The organism is Streptomyces sp. SYSU D01066-1 (assembly GCF_054956795.1).
On the sequence record NZ_JBUDHV010000012.1, the window covers coordinates 114448 to 128788 of the forward strand.

General features: G+C 71.7%; 14 protein-coding genes. 7 read left to right on the top strand and 7 right to left on the bottom strand.

Features of this window, described 5'->3' with window-relative positions:
- The first annotated feature begins 437 nt into the window (after positions 1 to 437).
- From ACY1JF_RS14655 to ACY1JF_RS14685, 7 genes are all read left to right on the top strand, one after another.
- Positions 438 to 1427, top strand: a complete 990-nt coding sequence (locus ACY1JF_RS14655) for a phosphoglycerate dehydrogenase (protein WP_462705544.1) — start codon at positions 438 to 440, stop codon at positions 1425 to 1427.
- 92 nt (positions 1428 to 1519) lie between these two features.
- Positions 1520 to 2308 (top strand): IclR family transcriptional regulator, encoded by a 789-nt coding sequence (locus tag ACY1JF_RS14660; protein WP_462705545.1) that lies wholly within the window; start codon positions 1520 to 1522, stop codon positions 2306 to 2308.
- A 45-nt stretch (positions 2309 to 2353) separates the two neighbouring features.
- Entirely contained in the window at positions 2354 to 2968 is a 615-nt protein-coding gene (locus ACY1JF_RS14665; protein ID WP_462705546.1) for an RraA family protein, read from the top strand.
- Between the two features lie 69 nt (positions 2969 to 3037).
- Positions 3038 to 4144 carry an amidohydrolase family protein gene (locus ACY1JF_RS14670; RefSeq protein WP_462705547.1) on the top strand — a complete coding sequence of 369 codons (1107 nt, stop codon included), beginning with the start codon at positions 3038 to 3040 and terminating at the stop codon, positions 4142 to 4144.
- Positions 4137 to 5471 (top strand): MFS transporter, encoded by a 1335-nt coding sequence (locus ACY1JF_RS14675; RefSeq protein WP_462705548.1) that lies wholly within the window; start codon positions 4137 to 4139, stop codon positions 5469 to 5471. The genes ACY1JF_RS14670 and ACY1JF_RS14675 overlap by 8 nt, the downstream gene beginning before the upstream one ends.
- A gap of 20 nt (positions 5472 to 5491) precedes the next feature.
- Positions 5492 to 5986: a DUF6282 family protein gene (locus ACY1JF_RS14680; RefSeq protein WP_462705549.1), complete on the top strand. Its 495-nt coding sequence runs from the start codon at positions 5492 to 5494 to the stop codon at positions 5984 to 5986.
- Positions 5941 to 6456: a DUF6282 family protein gene (locus ACY1JF_RS14685; RefSeq protein ID WP_462705550.1), complete on the top strand. Its 516-nt coding sequence runs from the start codon at positions 5941 to 5943 to the stop codon at positions 6454 to 6456. Before ACY1JF_RS14680 ends, ACY1JF_RS14685 begins: the two co-directional genes overlap by 46 nt.
- A gap of 179 nt (positions 6457 to 6635) precedes the next feature.
- On the opposite strand, the gene ACY1JF_RS14690 is transcribed toward ACY1JF_RS14685, so the two are convergent.
- From ACY1JF_RS14690 to ACY1JF_RS14720, 7 genes are all read right to left on the bottom strand, one after another.
- Entirely contained in the window at positions 6636 to 7610 is a 975-nt protein-coding gene (locus tag ACY1JF_RS14690; RefSeq protein WP_462705551.1) for a cyclase family protein, read from the bottom strand.
- Positions 7611 to 7625: 15 nt separating this feature from the next.
- On the bottom strand, positions 7626 to 8378 hold the full coding sequence (locus ACY1JF_RS14695; protein ID WP_462705552.1) for an IclR family transcriptional regulator: 753 nt from the start codon (positions 8376 to 8378) through the stop codon (positions 7626 to 7628).
- A 120-nt stretch (positions 8379 to 8498) separates the two neighbouring features.
- Complete coding sequence (locus ACY1JF_RS14700) at positions 8499 to 8774, bottom strand: hypothetical protein (RefSeq protein ID WP_462705553.1); 276 nt, start codon at positions 8772 to 8774, stop codon at positions 8499 to 8501.
- Between the two features lie 13 nt (positions 8775 to 8787).
- Positions 8788 to 10128 carry a TRAP transporter large permease subunit gene (locus ACY1JF_RS14705; RefSeq protein WP_462705554.1) on the bottom strand — a complete coding sequence of 447 codons (1341 nt, stop codon included), beginning with the start codon at positions 10126 to 10128 and terminating at the stop codon, positions 8788 to 8790.
- Positions 10125 to 11522, bottom strand: coding sequence for an RraA family protein (locus ACY1JF_RS14710; protein ID WP_462705555.1), 1398 nt, complete (start codon positions 11520 to 11522; stop codon positions 10125 to 10127). Before ACY1JF_RS14710 ends, ACY1JF_RS14705 begins: the two co-directional genes overlap by 4 nt.
- A gap of 562 nt (positions 11523 to 12084) precedes the next feature.
- Positions 12085 to 12612, bottom strand: a complete 528-nt coding sequence (locus ACY1JF_RS14715) for a hypothetical protein (protein ID WP_462705556.1) — start codon at positions 12610 to 12612, stop codon at positions 12085 to 12087.
- A 218-nt stretch (positions 12613 to 12830) separates the two neighbouring features.
- A complete protein-coding gene (locus tag ACY1JF_RS14720; RefSeq protein ID WP_462705557.1) occupies positions 12831 to 14300 on the bottom strand; it encodes a peptide MFS transporter in 1470 nt (489 codons plus the stop codon).
- Between the last annotated feature and the right edge of the window lie 41 nt (positions 14301 to 14341).

A 14341-nucleotide genomic window follows, 5' to 3' on the forward strand; every position in this document is an offset into this window, starting at 1 on the left:
TGGGGTGCCCTCCGTGGGGGACGAGCACACGTCCCGCCGCGAGGACCGGTGGCATCCCCGCGCCGACCGGGGCGGCGCAGGCCACGGGCCGCTCGCGGTGAGGGCCGAGCCGGCACGCTCGACCGTCCCGAAGAGGCCGGGTTCGACCGTCGAGGCGTACGCGGGCCGCCCGCGCGACCGTCCGAGCAGTGGACCGAGGCCGCTGTCAGACGGTCCATGCCCCCGGACACCGGCAGCAGGTGGCTCATCGTTCACGCGGGCCTGCCGGGGCGCGATCGGCGCTCGCTCCAACTCCCGAACCATGACGTACATAACTCTTAGAAATCAAGAGATGCGCTCGGAAAATTAAAGTAACTATCGTTAGATGAGAGCAGATCTTGCACAACGGATACTTCCGGTCTTAGATGAGGGTCGTCACATGACAAGGAGGTCTTCCTGTGTCCGAGCCACAGCCAGAGGTGCTGGTGACCACCCAGTACCTGCGTCCCGGCGATGAGGTCGACACGCTGCTGCGTGCCGAAGGCTGCCGTCCGCGGTACTCCCCCTGGTCCGGGCGCCGCACCCCGGGCGAGCTGGAGCGGCTGCTGGACGGCGCGCGTGGGGCGATCGTGGGTGCGGACCCCTTCACCGCCGAGGTGCTGCGGGCGGCCCCCGGGCTGCGCGTCATCTCGCGCACCGGTGTGGGGTACGACTCGATCGACCTGGCGACGGCCGCCGAACTCGGCATCACCGTGTGCAACACACCGGGCGTGAACCGGCACAGCGTGGCCGAGATGACCCTGCTGCTCATGCTGATGAGCGGCCGTCGGATCGCCGAGAACCTGGAGGACGTGCGGACCGGTGGCTGGCGTCGGCTGCCGGGCTGCGAATTGCGCGGGGCGACCCTGGGACTGATCGGCTGCGGAGGTATCGGCCAGGCCGTCGCGGAGCTGGCGCTCACGTTCGGGATGACGGTGCTCGCCCACGACCCGTACCCCGACCTGGAGTTCGCGCGCCGCACGGGCGTCGAGTTCACGACCGCCGACGACGTGCTGGAGCGCAGCGACTTCCTGAGCCTGCACCTGTTCCTGTCGCCGGAGACCCGGCACTGGCTGAACGCGGACCGCCTGGCCCGCATGAAGCCGACCGCCCACGTCATCAACACCGCCCGCGGCGCGGTGGTCGACGAGGCGGCGCTCGCCGCGGCGCTGGCCGGCGGCAGGCTGGCCGGGGCCGGGCTCGACGTGATCGACGGGGAGCCGCTGGCCCCCGACAGCCCGTTGCGGGCGCTGGACAACTGTGTCGTCACCCCGCACATCGGCGGTTCGACCGCACAGGCACGCCGGCGCAGCGGCCTGGAGGCGGCCCGCAACGTGCTGCGCGTACTGCGCGGGGAGCCACCCCGGAACGTCGTCGATCCGCCGGTCCGGCAGCCTGCGGCCCGGTAGCCCGCGGGCCGGTGGTCCGACCGTGGCGGCCGGATAGTCTCTCGCCTGGTGAGAACAGTTCTCCCACAGATGAACGGTGAGGTGACGAGCGCGTGACGGACGAGACCACGAAGTCCCCGGGCGACGGCAAGGGCAACGCCAGCCTGCGGGCGCTGGAGCGGGCCCTGGACGTACTGGAGACCTTCAACGACTCCAAGACACCCTTGCGGCTCACGGACATCGCGAAGCGGACCGGCCTGCACCTGGCCACGGCACAGCGCATCCTGACCGTCCTGGAGCGCCGCGGTTACGTCAGCCGCACCGACCGCGACTACCGCGTAGGACTCGCGCCGCTGCTGGCCGCCCACACCTACCTCACCACCAGCCGGCTCACCCTGATCGCCACACCCGTCCTGCAAGAACTCATGATCGCCACCGGTCTGACGGCGTCCCTCTTCGTGCGCATCGACCATGCGCGGGTCGCCGTCCAGCGCATCGAGGGGCCCACTCCCCTGCGCTACCAACTGCCCATCGGACAGCGCCTGCCCCTGCACAAGGGCATCGGCAAACTGCTCCTCGCCGACCTGGACGACGACCAGGTCGAGAAGCTCGTGACAGCCTCACTGGCCACCGCACCGCCGGCCGAACGCGAGGACGTCGACCTGTCCGCGCTCCTGGCCCAGCTGCCGGAACTGCGCGAGCGGGGCTGGATCGTCGCCGCCAACGAACGCGTGGCGGGCACCGCGGCGGTGGCCGCACCCGTCACCGACAACACCGACGGCCGCTACCTGGCCATCGTCTCCGTCACCGGCCTGTCGAAGGACATCGACGACGCCCGCGCCGAAGCCCTCGTGGTCGAGGTGCGGCGGGCCGCCGACGCCGTCTCCACCCGATTGAGCTGACCACGCCCCGCGGCGCGGGAGCTCACGACGCAAGGAAGCACTCCCGTGACCGACTCCCCCGACATCCTGCGCCGCCTGGCCGCTCTGCCCGTCGCCAACGTGGGTGACGCCATGGACCGGCTCAACGTCTGCAAGGCCGCCCTGCGCACCATGTGCCCGGGGCAGACCCTGGCGGGCCCGGCGTACACCGTGCTCACCCGGCCCGGCGACAACCTGTACATCCACAAGGCCCTCGCCGAGATCCAGCCGGGACAGATCCTGGTCGTCTCCGGTGGCGGCGACACCGACCGCGCCCTGATCGGTGAACTGATCGCCGGGAAAGCCGTGGCCAAGGGGTGCGCCGGCATCGTCATCGACGGCGCCGTCCGGGACGTCACCGTCATCCGCGCGCTCGGCATCCCCGTGTTCGCCCGCGCCGTCACCCCGGCCGGCCCCTACAAGGACGGCCCGGGCGCGCTGGACGTCCCCGTCGCCGTCGCCGACGTCGTCGTACGTCCCGGTGACTACGTCCTCGGTGACGACGACGGTGTCGTGGTCGTGCCCCTGGAGCGCGCCGAAGCGGTCGTCGCCGGTGCCGAGGACAAGCAGCGCCAGGAAGACGCCCAGCGGCACGACATCGCGACGCTGCTCGGACTCGACGCCTTCCCCACCGGGGCCTGAGAACAACCATCCCCCAGGGGACGCCGCCCCTGCGACACGCCTCAGAGCCCCCAAGGATGTGGTGCTTCCATGCAGTCCGCCCCCGCCGCGACGGCCACCGGACCGACTCCCCAGGTACACGCTCCCGTACGGGAGGACTGGCTCGCGCTCGTCGACGAGCCGCCCCTGCTCACCGACCTCTTCGCCGTCGACGCCCATCACCATCTGTGGGACCGGCCCCACCACCGCTACCTCGCCGACGAGTTCCTCAGGGACCTCGGCACGGTGCCCGCCGTGCGCGCCTCCGTCTACGTCCAGTGCCGGTCGGCCTACCGCGCCGACGGCCCGGAGGAACTGCGTCCGGCGGGCGAGGTCCGGTTCGCCCGGGAGACCGCCGAAGCGGTACGGCACGCCGACCCCACGGCCCCCGAGACGTGCCGAGCCGTCGTCGCGGCACCCGATCTGACTCTCGGTGACCGGCTGGAGGCCGTCCTCGACGTCCTGGAGGCCGAGGCCGGCGGCCGGCTGCGCGGTGTGCGCAACCAGACGGCCTGGCACGCCGACCCGGCCGTCACCAGCTCCCCCTTCCCCTCGAGCGCCGACCGCCTGCTCGACCCGGCCTTCCAGGCGGGTGCCCGGCGCCTGTCGCGTCGTGACCTGAGCCTCGACATCTGGGCTTACCACAGCCAGTTGCGGCAAGTCCGGGCACTCGCGCTCGCCTGTCCGGACACGACCGTCGTCGTCGACCACATGGGCGGTCCCCTCGGCGTCGGCCCTTACGCGCACACCCGCGCCGAGGTCATGGCCGCCTGGACCCGGGACATGGCCGAACTGGCGCGGCTGCCCAATGTCCGGGTGAAGCTGTCAGGAGCCGGGCTGCGCGTCCTCGGGTTCCGCCTCGACGAGCGCCCCGCACCCCCGGACTCCGCGCTGCTGTCCTCGCTGCTGTCACCCCTGGTCGAGACCTGCCTGGACCTGTTCGGCCCCGAGCGCTGCATGTTCGCCTCCAACTTCCCCGTCGACAAGGGGATGTTCAGCTACCGCGTGCTGTGGAACGCCTTCGCGCGCACCACCGCCGCCCTGTCCCGCACCGAACGGGAGCACCTCTTCCACCGCACCGCGGACTCCGTCTACCGGATGGGTCTCGCTGCGAGTGCCGCCGTTCCCTCCGATTCCCAGGAGCAGCCCCGTGACTGACCAGAGCGTTCCCGCCGCGGCGACGTCCGAGACGGAGCGGTCCACGATGCGGCGGATCTCCTTCCGGCTGCTTCCGCTCCTGGTGCTCGGCTACTTGATCGCTTACATCGACCGGTCCAACGTCGGTTTCGCCGCGATCCAGATGAACGACGACATCGGCCTGAACGCCTCGCAGTTCGGCTTCGGGGCCTCGGTGTTCTTCCTGGCCTACGTCCTGCTGGAAGTACCGAGCAACGTGGCGCTCAACCGCTACGGAGCGCGCGTCTGGCTCGCCAGGATCATGATCACGTGGGGGATCGTCGCGGCCGGCATGGCCTTCGTCACCGGCCCCACGTCCTTCGTCGTCATGCGCGTGCTGCTCGGAGCCGCCGAGGCGGGCTTCTTCCCCGGCGTCCTCCTGTACCTCACCTTCTGGTACCCGCCGGCCTACCGGGGCCGGGTCATCGCCCTGTTCAGCATCGCCATCCCGCTGGCAAGCGTGCTCGGCTCCCCGCTCTCCGGCCATCTGCTGGGCCTCGACGGGCTGCTCGGCCTGAAGGGGTGGCAGTGGCTCTTCATCCTCGAAGGCGCTCCCGCCGCCGTACTCGGTGTCGTCGCCCTGGTGGTGCTGCCCTCGCGTCCGGAGAAGGCCGCGTGGCTCACCGGTGAGCAGCGGGCCTGGCTGGAGGCGGAACTGCGGGCCCGGAAGGAGGCCACCGAGAGCGGCCACACCCCGCTCTCGCGGGTCCTGCTGAACAGGCGTGTCCTGCTGCTGTCCCTCGTCTACGCGTCCACCGCCGCGATCAGTCAGGCACTGTCCGTGTGGCAGCCGCAGATGGTGAAGGACTTCGGACTCACCGACACCCAGGTGGGCTGGCTGAACGGCATTCCCTTCGCCGTCGCCACCGTCGCGATGATCTTCTGGGGCAGGGCGTCCGACCGCAGGAGCGAGCGGGTCCGTTTCGCCGTGATCCCCATCGCGCTCTCCGCGCTGGCCCTCGCCTTCGTCCCGCTCGCCTCCTCCCTGCCGGTCTTCCTTGCCGTGCTGTCCGCGGTGCTCGTGGGGACCTACAGCGCCAAGGGCCCCTTCTGGAGCCTCGGGACGGAGTGGCTCAGCAAACGCGAGGCCGTCACGGGCATCGCCGTCATCAACTCCCTGGGCTCCCTCGCGGCCTTCGGCGGGAACTGGGTCGTGGGCGGTATCAAGGACCGCACCGGCAGCTTCACACTGGCGCTCATGCCGCTCATGGCCCTGGCCGCGGTCAGCGTCCTGACCCTGTCGGTCGCCGCGCGCGCCGAACGCAAGCGCTCCACCGAGACCTCCGCCGCCGAGGCACCGGCCGTCTGAGCCGCCGCGCCGGGACCGGCGTGAACACGCCCCCAGCAGCCGGAGCGCCACAGGCTCCGGCTGCTCCGCGTCGCGCATCGAGGAGTCCGAAGGAGCGGGCCGAGGCGAGTGAGTCCGCCGTCGGCACGTTCGACCTCCACTGCCATCCGGCGTCCGACCTCCCACCCCGCGGCCAGACCGACGAGGAGGTGGCCCAGGGCTGCCGCCGCTCCGGCCAGCGCGGCTTCGTCATCAAGTCCCGCATCGGGTCCACGGCCGACCGGGCGGTGTCGGTGCGCGCCCGGTGTCCCGGTGTGGAGGTCGTCGGGAGCATCACCCTCAACCGGCCGGTCGGCGGTCTGAACGCGGCGGCGGTCGAGGTGGCGGCGCGCTGCGGCGCCCGCGTGGTGTGGATGCCACACCGGACAGCCGTGCGCGACGCGCCGCCCACGGCCTTCCGCCCTCCTACGCCGTCCCCGTGTGGAGCGGCGTGCACCAGGACATGGCCGCCGGACCCGGATGCGGCCCTCCGGTGACCGTCCTGGACGGAAATCGGTTGCGGCCGAAGGTGCGCCATGCCCTCGACGTGGTCGCCGAGTACGACCTCGCCCTCGGGACCGGCCACCTGGACGCGCGGGAGGTGTCGGTCCTGCTGGCGGAGGCGCGCGGGCGGCGGATCGAGCAGGTGATGGTCACGCATCCCGGCCTTCCGCGGCAGGCGATCGGGGTCGAGGAGCAGAAGCAGTTCGCGCGCCAGGGCGCCCTGATCGAGAGGCGCCTCTCCGCGGTCCAGGGGGGAGAGGTCGGCGAGCAGGCGGCCCAGGAACGCATTCGGGTCTGCGGAGTGAGCAGCACCGTGGTCACCACGGACCTGGGCCGGCCTGGCGGTGACCTCGTCTCCGGCGGCATGGCCGTCTGGCAGCGGACGCTCGCGCGCTGGTCGTTCACCGACGCCGAGATCGAGTCGATGACGTCGGTCGCGCCGCTGCGCCTGGTGTCGCCCTGAGCCCGCTCGACCGTGTCCACGGCCTCTTCCCGGACGAACGGCCGAGGCGCAGCGCCGATGGCCGCCTCCCGGCCTGCTCGCAGGCCGGGAGGCGGCCATGGCCTGCTACCCGCACACACTCGCTCCGAGCGGGACACCTGGCACTCCCGCGCACGAAACCAGGTCCGTCCCGTTCCGCGCTACCGCAGGGCCGTGGCGTTGGCGGGTGAGCCGACTCCGCCGGTGAGGTGCAGTGGTTTGACCGTCAGCAGGCTGTCCCAGCGGCCGGTGGCCCGGCAGTCGGCGGTCAGGGCGGTCAGGTTCCACAACTCGCCCAGGGGGAGCCCGAGTTTGGCGATCAGTTCCTGGTGCATCATGCCGGCGTCCTCGGGCGCGCTGTGCAGGAAGTCGCTGTCCGGCAGGACGGGCAGGACCTCCACGGCGAAGGTGTCGGTGGCCATCAGGGCGATGCGGTGGTCCCAGCACCAGGCGGCGAAGTCGCGGGACTGGGCGAAACCGGTGGCTCGCCGCGACTCCCGCGTTTCGGCGCGGATGGCGGGGTCGGTGGTGAGGTACCAGTGGGCCCAGCCGGTGTGGACGAGGACGAGGTCGCCGTCTTCGACGCGGGAGCCCTGTGCGTCCAGTGCCGCGTCGAGCAGGTCCGGGGTGAGGGCGGGACCTGCGGCGTGGTCGAGGGGGGTGCCGCGGTCGCGCAGCAGGCCGTCGATGTCGATGAGCAGTCCTCGTCCGGCCAGCGGTGTCTCGGCCCACAGCTGGACGCCCAGGCGTGGGCTGCGCGGGGTGATGTCCTCGTCGGGGACGCCGTTGTAGAAGCCGTGTCCGGAGGCGCGGCGGTGGCGCAGTCCGTCGATCTGGGTGCTCGCCTGGAGGTGGAAGTCGTCCAGGACGTCGTCGCGGGCCTGCTCGTGCTTGGCGGTGATGCGGTGCCGGGGAATACCGCGCGCCTTGGACATGGGCGGGTCGAAGGCGTCGAGTGGGTAGTCGAGGTTGAGGGCGCGGCCGTCTCGTACGCACTGCGCGGCGCGCAGGATCTGGTGGGAGCCGGCGAGGTTGGCCATGCCGCGTTCGGGTTCGCCGTCGAAGAGGTGCCAGCTGGACCCGGAGGGCGCGTCGGTGCGGTGGAGGAGTTCGTCGTAGGTCGGCAGGAGCGGCACGGGCAGGCCTTCGGTTCAGGGGCAGCGGGCGGCGATGGCCCCCGCCGCGTGGCGGACTTCGGTGATGATGCGGGCGTGGTCGGTCTCGGGCAGGTCGCTGCTGGGCCCGACGACGCTGAGTGCGCCCAGCAGGTGGCCGTCCTTGAGGACGGGGGCGCTGACGGACGTGACGTCCAGGACGCGTTCGCCCTGGGACAGGGTGAATCCGTTCTTCTTGATGTCGCGCAGTTCGGCGATCAGGTCCTCCGCGGTGATCTGCCGGCCGGAGGCCCGGGTGAAGGGCACGGCGGCGGCGACACAGCTTTCCTGTTCGTTCTCGGGCAGCCAGGCCAGCAAGGCCTTGCCCGCGCCCAGGTGGAGGGGCAGCTTGTCTCCGATGGGCAGTTGGTAGCGGAGCGGGTTGCGGCCCTCCACGCGGGCGACGGGCACGCGGGCGGTTCCGACGCGGACGAACAGGGTCGGGGTGAGGCCGGTGGTGGCGGCCAGTTCCTGGAGGACGGGCAGGGCCACGGGGGTGAGCCGGTTGTTGACCAGGAAGGCGTGAGCGGTGGCGACGGCGGCAGGGCCGGCCACGTAGCCGGTGTCCTCCTTGGCCGCATAGCCGCGGTCGACCAGGACGTTCAGGATCCGCTGGGCGGTGGCCACGTGGAGGTCCGCACGGCGGGCGACGTCACTCAGACGCAGGGGCAGACGAGCGTCCTCCAGGACTCCCAGCACATCCAGGGCCCGGTCGACCGAACGCATGGTGCTGGCGGAGGTGGTGGCCATCGGCGGGTCTCCTGTGGCAGTCGGCGTGGCACTCGGTGTGCCGTGGTCCGATAAGAGTTATCAGACCGCCGCTACCGGTAGGCGCGGTAGCCGCCTGTGCGGCTCCGGCCCCCGTCTCGACTACGCGTGAGGGCTGCCGGCGGGCTGCAGTTCCTTGGCCGGGCCGGAGCTGTCCGGTGCTTCCTCGGGTTCGAGGTAGGACAGGAGGAAGGCGATCAGTCCGCTGATGCCCGCGACGACGAAGGTGGGCGGTCCGGCGTGCTCCTCCACGGCGGCGACCCAGCCGGCGTCGCCGACGATGAGACCCAGGATCTGACCGAGGACGAGGAGGAGGCCGCCGACGAGGAAGCCGATGAGGGTGAGGCGGAAGAGGAACTGGAGCTGTCGGACGGGCATGGGGGCCTCCGGTTCAGACGGGCAGGACGCCGGTGGCCACGGCGGCGCCGATGAGCAGGATCGGGATGCAGTAGTAGGTGAGCAGCGGGACGAAGGTGCGGGACGGGTCCACGCCCGCGATGCCGCTGGCGACGTAGATGGGCGCGCCGGACGGGGGTGAGGCGCCTTCGGTGGAGGCGAAGATCAGGACGGCGACGCAGGCGGTGGCCGGGGGAACACCGGCGCCCATCAGCGCGGCGACCGCGACCGGGCCGATGGCGGCCATGGTGGCGCTGGCGGTGAGCGGGATCGCGACGCCGACCACGAGGACGCCGACGACCAGGGCCATCACCCACAGCGGCGCGTCCACGCCGGAGAGCAGTTCGGTGAGCTGCTCGGGCAGGCCGAGTTCGCCCAGGGCACCGGCCGCGGCGAAGGCGGCGATGATGGTGACGCCGAGGACGCCGAACTTCGGGGCCGCCCCGCCCAGCAGGTCCCACCACGCCTTGCCCGTGCGGGGCAGGTGGCGGCGGCCGAGCACCAGGACCAGGGCGATCATCAGGACCGGTATCCAGGTGATCAGGCTGATCATGTCGGACATCTTCACGCCGTCCGTCCAGCGGCCCAGCGCGCCGGCGATCGGCCCGCGGGTCAGCAGCAGCGGCACCGCGATGCCGCCGAACAGCAGCAGACTGGTCCAGCCCACCCCCAGGGTGCGGCGCAGTGGCTTGATCTCACCGGTGTCCACCGCCTGGATGCCGTGCCGGCGGACCATGACGAACGCGGCGACGAGCCGGTAGCCCAGGCACCACAGCCCGCCCAGGAACAGCGGCAGCACGATGTCGTCGGTGGACACCACCGAGGCGACACCGGCCGAGCCCATGAGGATGAACATGGTGGAGCTGAAGGGGAAGGTGACCCCCATGCCCGCGCCGCCGGCGGCGACGGTCGCCGCGAGTTCGCCACTGATCCGGGAGCGCTTCATCCACGGGATGGTCACCGAGCCGACGGCCGCGGTGACCGCCGCCCCCACGTGCGCGATGGCACCGAACACACCGGCGGCCACGGTCGAGGTGTAGATGGGGCCGCCGCGCAGACGGCCGAGCAGCGAGTTCAGGATGTCCAGGAGGTGGTCGAGGACCGGGGTGCGGGCCAGCACGTAGCTCATGAACACGAAGGCCAGGGCGGCGAAGGTCACCTCCTCCTGCATCGCTTCGGCCAGACTGCTCCACATCACGTGGAGGATGTCGCCGCCGGAGAACAGGCCGGTGACCAGGAACCCGACGATCAGCGCCTCACCGATGTTGCGCTTGAGGACGGAGTTCCACACGAGGATGGCCGCGATGTAGCAGCCCAGCGCCCATACCGCGATCACGACTCTCCTCCGCTCGTGGCCTGGCCGCCCGCGGTGGCACGGATCCGGGCGCGGCGGCCGGCCTCGTCGGCCTCGACCGCGCGGGCGGCGTCGAGCACCGACCTTGCCTTCTCGGCGGCGACCACGGCAACTCCGTCGCTGTCCGCGACGACCAGGTCACCGGGGTGGCAGACCAGCCCGCCCACCGCCACCGGCACGTTGACGTGTCCGGGGCCGAACTTGTAGGGACCGGCCGGGGTCACCGCCCGCGCCCACACCGGGAAGCCGATCTCGGCCAGCACGTCGACGTCACGAGCGGCACCGTCGAGGACCATGCCCACCACACCGCGGGCCTTGGCGCGCTCGGCGATCAGCTCACCTATCAGGGCGCGGGAGGTGTCACCCTCGCCGTTGACCACGATGATGTCGCCGGGCGCCGCGATCCTGACGGCCTCGTGGATGGCCTTGTTGTCGCCGGCCCGCGTCCACACCGTCAGGGCCCGCCCGGCCGCCCGCGCTCCCGGCCACAGCGGCCGGATGCCCGAGTCGAGCAGGGCGAGACGGTCGACCGCGTCGCCGATGTTGGCCGTGGCCACGTCCTGGTGCGCGGCCAGGAGTTCGTCCGTGACCTGCGGAATGTCACGCAGCCCCTCAGGACGGGCGGCCAGCTGGTGCACATGGCCGATCGCACGGGCGAGTTCGGCGTCCAGGTCGAGGTCGGCCATGAGCTCCGCGGCGGCCAACGCCTCGAAGCCGCGACGCACCCCGTGCTTGACGGTCCCGCTGTACAGCCGGTCCAGCGTGCTCTCACCGCCGGCCAGCTCGGACGCGATCTGCTCACGCACCCACATCTCGTCGCCCGCGGCGCGGCCCGCCTCCACGGTCTGCACGATGATCGCGCCCAGACCTTTCATGAACACGCTGCGCAGCAGCTTGCGGGCCGAGGCGGCCCCCGGCTCCGAGCCCAGGTCCTCCACCGGCGCCCCCAGCGTGCCGAAGTAGTCGGCGACGACGGTGGCGCCCGGGCCGCTGGCCACCAGTGCCGTGCGGTGGCGGTACTTGGGAACGGAACCGATCACCGACACGTCCGCGAAGACGGCCTTCGACGAGGCGGCGACCGCCTGGGCGATCTCCCCCTTCAGTCCGGGAGCGGTGGTGTTCATGTCCGCGTACACCGTGGCGGACCCCAGGTGCGGAGCGGCCTCCCGGGCCACCGCGAGCGCCGCCTTCGCCCCGGTCAGTCCGAGGACCAGGTCGCAGCCGCGCACCGCGGCCTCGACACTGTCCGCTCGCTCGACGCCCTCCGGAGTGGGCACGTCCCCCGGGTCGAAGCCCGTCACCGACCAGTCGTTCTCCAGGAACCCCGCGGCATAGAGGCTTCCCGCCTCACCCAGTCCCAGCACTCCGACGCGCATGTGTGGTCTCCTTGCCACCCGCACAGGGGATTATCATTGCGTGATAACGCTTATCGTTCAGTGAGCAGTTGGATGTTGCCTGCGCGTGAAGCGGGCGTCAAGAGCTGGAGAATGATCGATCAAACGCCCTCCCGTCATGGAGCGGCGAAGCAGTTGCCGGCGCCCGCCGCCTTCGGGACCCGGACCCACCGGGACGCGGGTGCCACCTCTCCCGGAACCACGCCCGCGCCGGCGCCGCCACGGACACCCGGACGGACTTCTCGGACAAGCGCTTCGCCCGTGCCGTCGCGCTCCTCGATCCCCGGCGTCGCATCCCACGTGCGCCGCCGACCGCCGCTCGACACCATCGTCCTGAGCGGTTTCTTCCAGTGATCACCGCCGGCGGATCGTGGTGTCGCGATGCGCCGCCGCGAACTGTCCGACGGAGAGCGGGAGCCCGCTCGGCCGTTGCCGCCCGTGTCGTTGCGGGGACGGAAGCGGCTGGTCGACCGCGGGGCCCTGAACGGGATCGCGCGGAAGTTCCGCACCGGTGTCGCCTGGCGGAACACGCCCGACTCTGGGCTCATGCACCAGGGCGGCTGCCGGCTGTCGCGTGGGACGGTGTCGCCCGGGGCACCGGGGAACGCCAGGCAGTGGTCGCCGCTGCCGCTCCGGCCGAGGACGGCACCGGCGGCCGGCGCCTGCTGGATCCGGTCGCACCCGGTGCCGCTCGCGATGCCGGCGTCCGCCTTCGTACCGCCCTGGCGGCGGTCAGCCGTGCGCTGCCGAGCGAGCCGAGCTGGATGCCGATCCGGCAGGACGAGCGGCAGGACAGGTCCGACCAGACGGAGGCGTTCACCTCCGTGAAGTCCAGCAGGACCTGGCCCTGCCGACCGGCGGACGGAGTGTCCGTGAACGCGTCGGCCGCGGCGACCCCGTCCGAGACCGCCGCGGCGGTCTCGGACGCCGCCGAAGCGGCGTCGCGCCGTCCGCCCGCGGCGTCGGCGTGGGCGTGGACCCCGCCCAGGGCGAGGACCCCGCCCGTGGCAAGGGCCACCGCGGCCCGCTTCCAGCCGCCCGGTGACTTCCGACGCGCGCTGTCTTCGCTCACCTTGCCAGTCCCTCGCAGGGGCGTGCGGGGTGCGCCGCGACCACCATGTCCTGTCATGTCACGGACAAAACTGAGGGTGAGCGGAATGAAGGTTCCAGTGCCGTTGCGGAATCGATTTCCCGTGCGAGCACGGATACTTGCGGATCTGGTCCGCGCGGCTCCTGATGCGCCCGTGAAAGGCGGCCCGGCCGCTGTACGGCCGGGCCGCCGGCCCACGGTCAGCGGGTCAGCGTGTCGATGCGTTTCGCCGAGCGGGTGAGCGCCAGGGCCAGCACCAGGGGAACCACCCCGACCAGGGCGAAGTAACCCCCGGCCGGGACGGCGGTGTAGAAAGTACCGAGCAGACCGGACAGGGAGGAGCCGCCGGCCAGGGCCAGCATCATCAGGGCCACCGTCTGGTTGCGGAACCGCCGCGGCGCGATGCGGGTGGCGACGGCCAGCCCCATCGGCCCGACGAAGATCTCCGACGTGCCCGCGACGGCCAGCACCAGCAGCAGGGGCAGCGCGGGCACCGTCTGCCCGGGGAAGAGCGACGACAGCAGCAGGATCAGCAAGTAGGCGACGCCGATGACACCCAGCCCGATGGCGTACTTGGCCGCGGTGACCGGCTGGCGGGACCCCATCCTGATCCACAGCGCGGCCACCGCCGGGGCGACCAGGATGACCGCCAGCGAACTGGCGGAGCCCGGCCAGGAGGCGGGCATCTCCCAGCTTCCGACGTGCAGGTCGACGCGCTCGTCGATGAACACGGCGACCGTGGTGAACTGCTGGAAGAGCAGACCGTAGTACAGCGTGCTCGCCAGCCACAGCGGCAGGAAGCCGCGGATCCGCCGTTTCTCGTCGGTGTCCACCGCGGGGGAGCGCAGCATGACGGTGAAGTAGGCCGCCGCGGCGAGGAAGACGACCGCGGTGACGACGTTCACCAGGTTCTCGCTGTCGACCAGGCCCGTCCACCAGACCAGGCCGGCCAGCAGGAGCCCGCCGGCCACGACGCTCAGCGCGCGGACCAGGCCGGCGTGGTCGATCGGGTTCTTGACGACGGCCGACTCGGCCGGCAGCTCGCCCATCCTCAGGCTGTACTGGACCAGCCCGAACACCATGCCGACGGCCGCGAGCCCGAACGCCAGGTGGAAGCCCCAGGTGCTCTGGGTGAGCCCGGTGAGCACCGGGCCGAGGAAGGCCCCGGCGTTGATGGCCATGTAGAAGTACGAGAAGCCGGCGTCGCGCCGGTCGCGGTCCTCGGCGTAGAGCATGCCGACGATCGAGGTGATGTTGGTCTTCAGCGCGCCGGTGCCCAGGGCGATCAGGACGAGACCCGCCGCCAGTCCCGCGGTCCCGGGCAGGAGCGCCAGCGCGAGGTGGCCGAGGGTGATGATGACCGCGCCCAGCAGGACGAGCCGGCGGGGCGGGACGAGCCGGTCGGCCGCCCAGGCGCCGAGGATCTGGGAGAGGTAGACGGCACCCCCGTAGGCCCCGACGATGCTCGCCGTGGTGGCGGCGCCCAGGGCGAGGCCGCCCTCGGAGAGCGAGTACAGCAGGTAGAAACTCAGGATGCCCTGCAGCCCGTAGTAGCTGAAGCGCTCCCACAGTTCGGTGAGGGCGAGGGTCCACAGGGACTTGGGGTGACGGGAGGGCGAGCGCCTGAGCGACGCCTCACCGGTCTCCACGAGGGAAGGGTTCGATACCATGGGCTGCCTCTGGGGAAGTCGGGGATCGCGACGCGTCCGGT

Bases quoted from the DNA above. Each gene is read 5' to 3' on its own strand.
- ACY1JF_RS14720 (WP_462705557.1), bottom strand. From the start codon at position 14,300: ATGGTATCGAACCCTTCCCTCGTGGAGACCGGTGAGGCGTCGCTCAGG.
- ACY1JF_RS14670 (WP_462705547.1), top strand. From the start codon at position 3,038: ATGCAGTCCGCCCCCGCCGCGACGGCCACCGGACCGACTCCCCAGGTA.
- ACY1JF_RS14710 (WP_462705555.1), bottom strand. From the start codon at position 11,522: ATGCGCGTCGGAGTGCTGGGACTGGGTGAGGCGGGAAGCCTCTATGCC.
- ACY1JF_RS14695 (WP_462705552.1), bottom strand. From the start codon at position 8,378: ATGGCCACCACCTCCGCCAGCACCATGCGTTCGGTCGACCGGGCCCTG.
- ACY1JF_RS14700 (WP_462705553.1), bottom strand. From the start codon at position 8,774: ATGCCCGTCCGACAGCTCCAGTTCCTCTTCCGCCTCACCCTCATCGGC.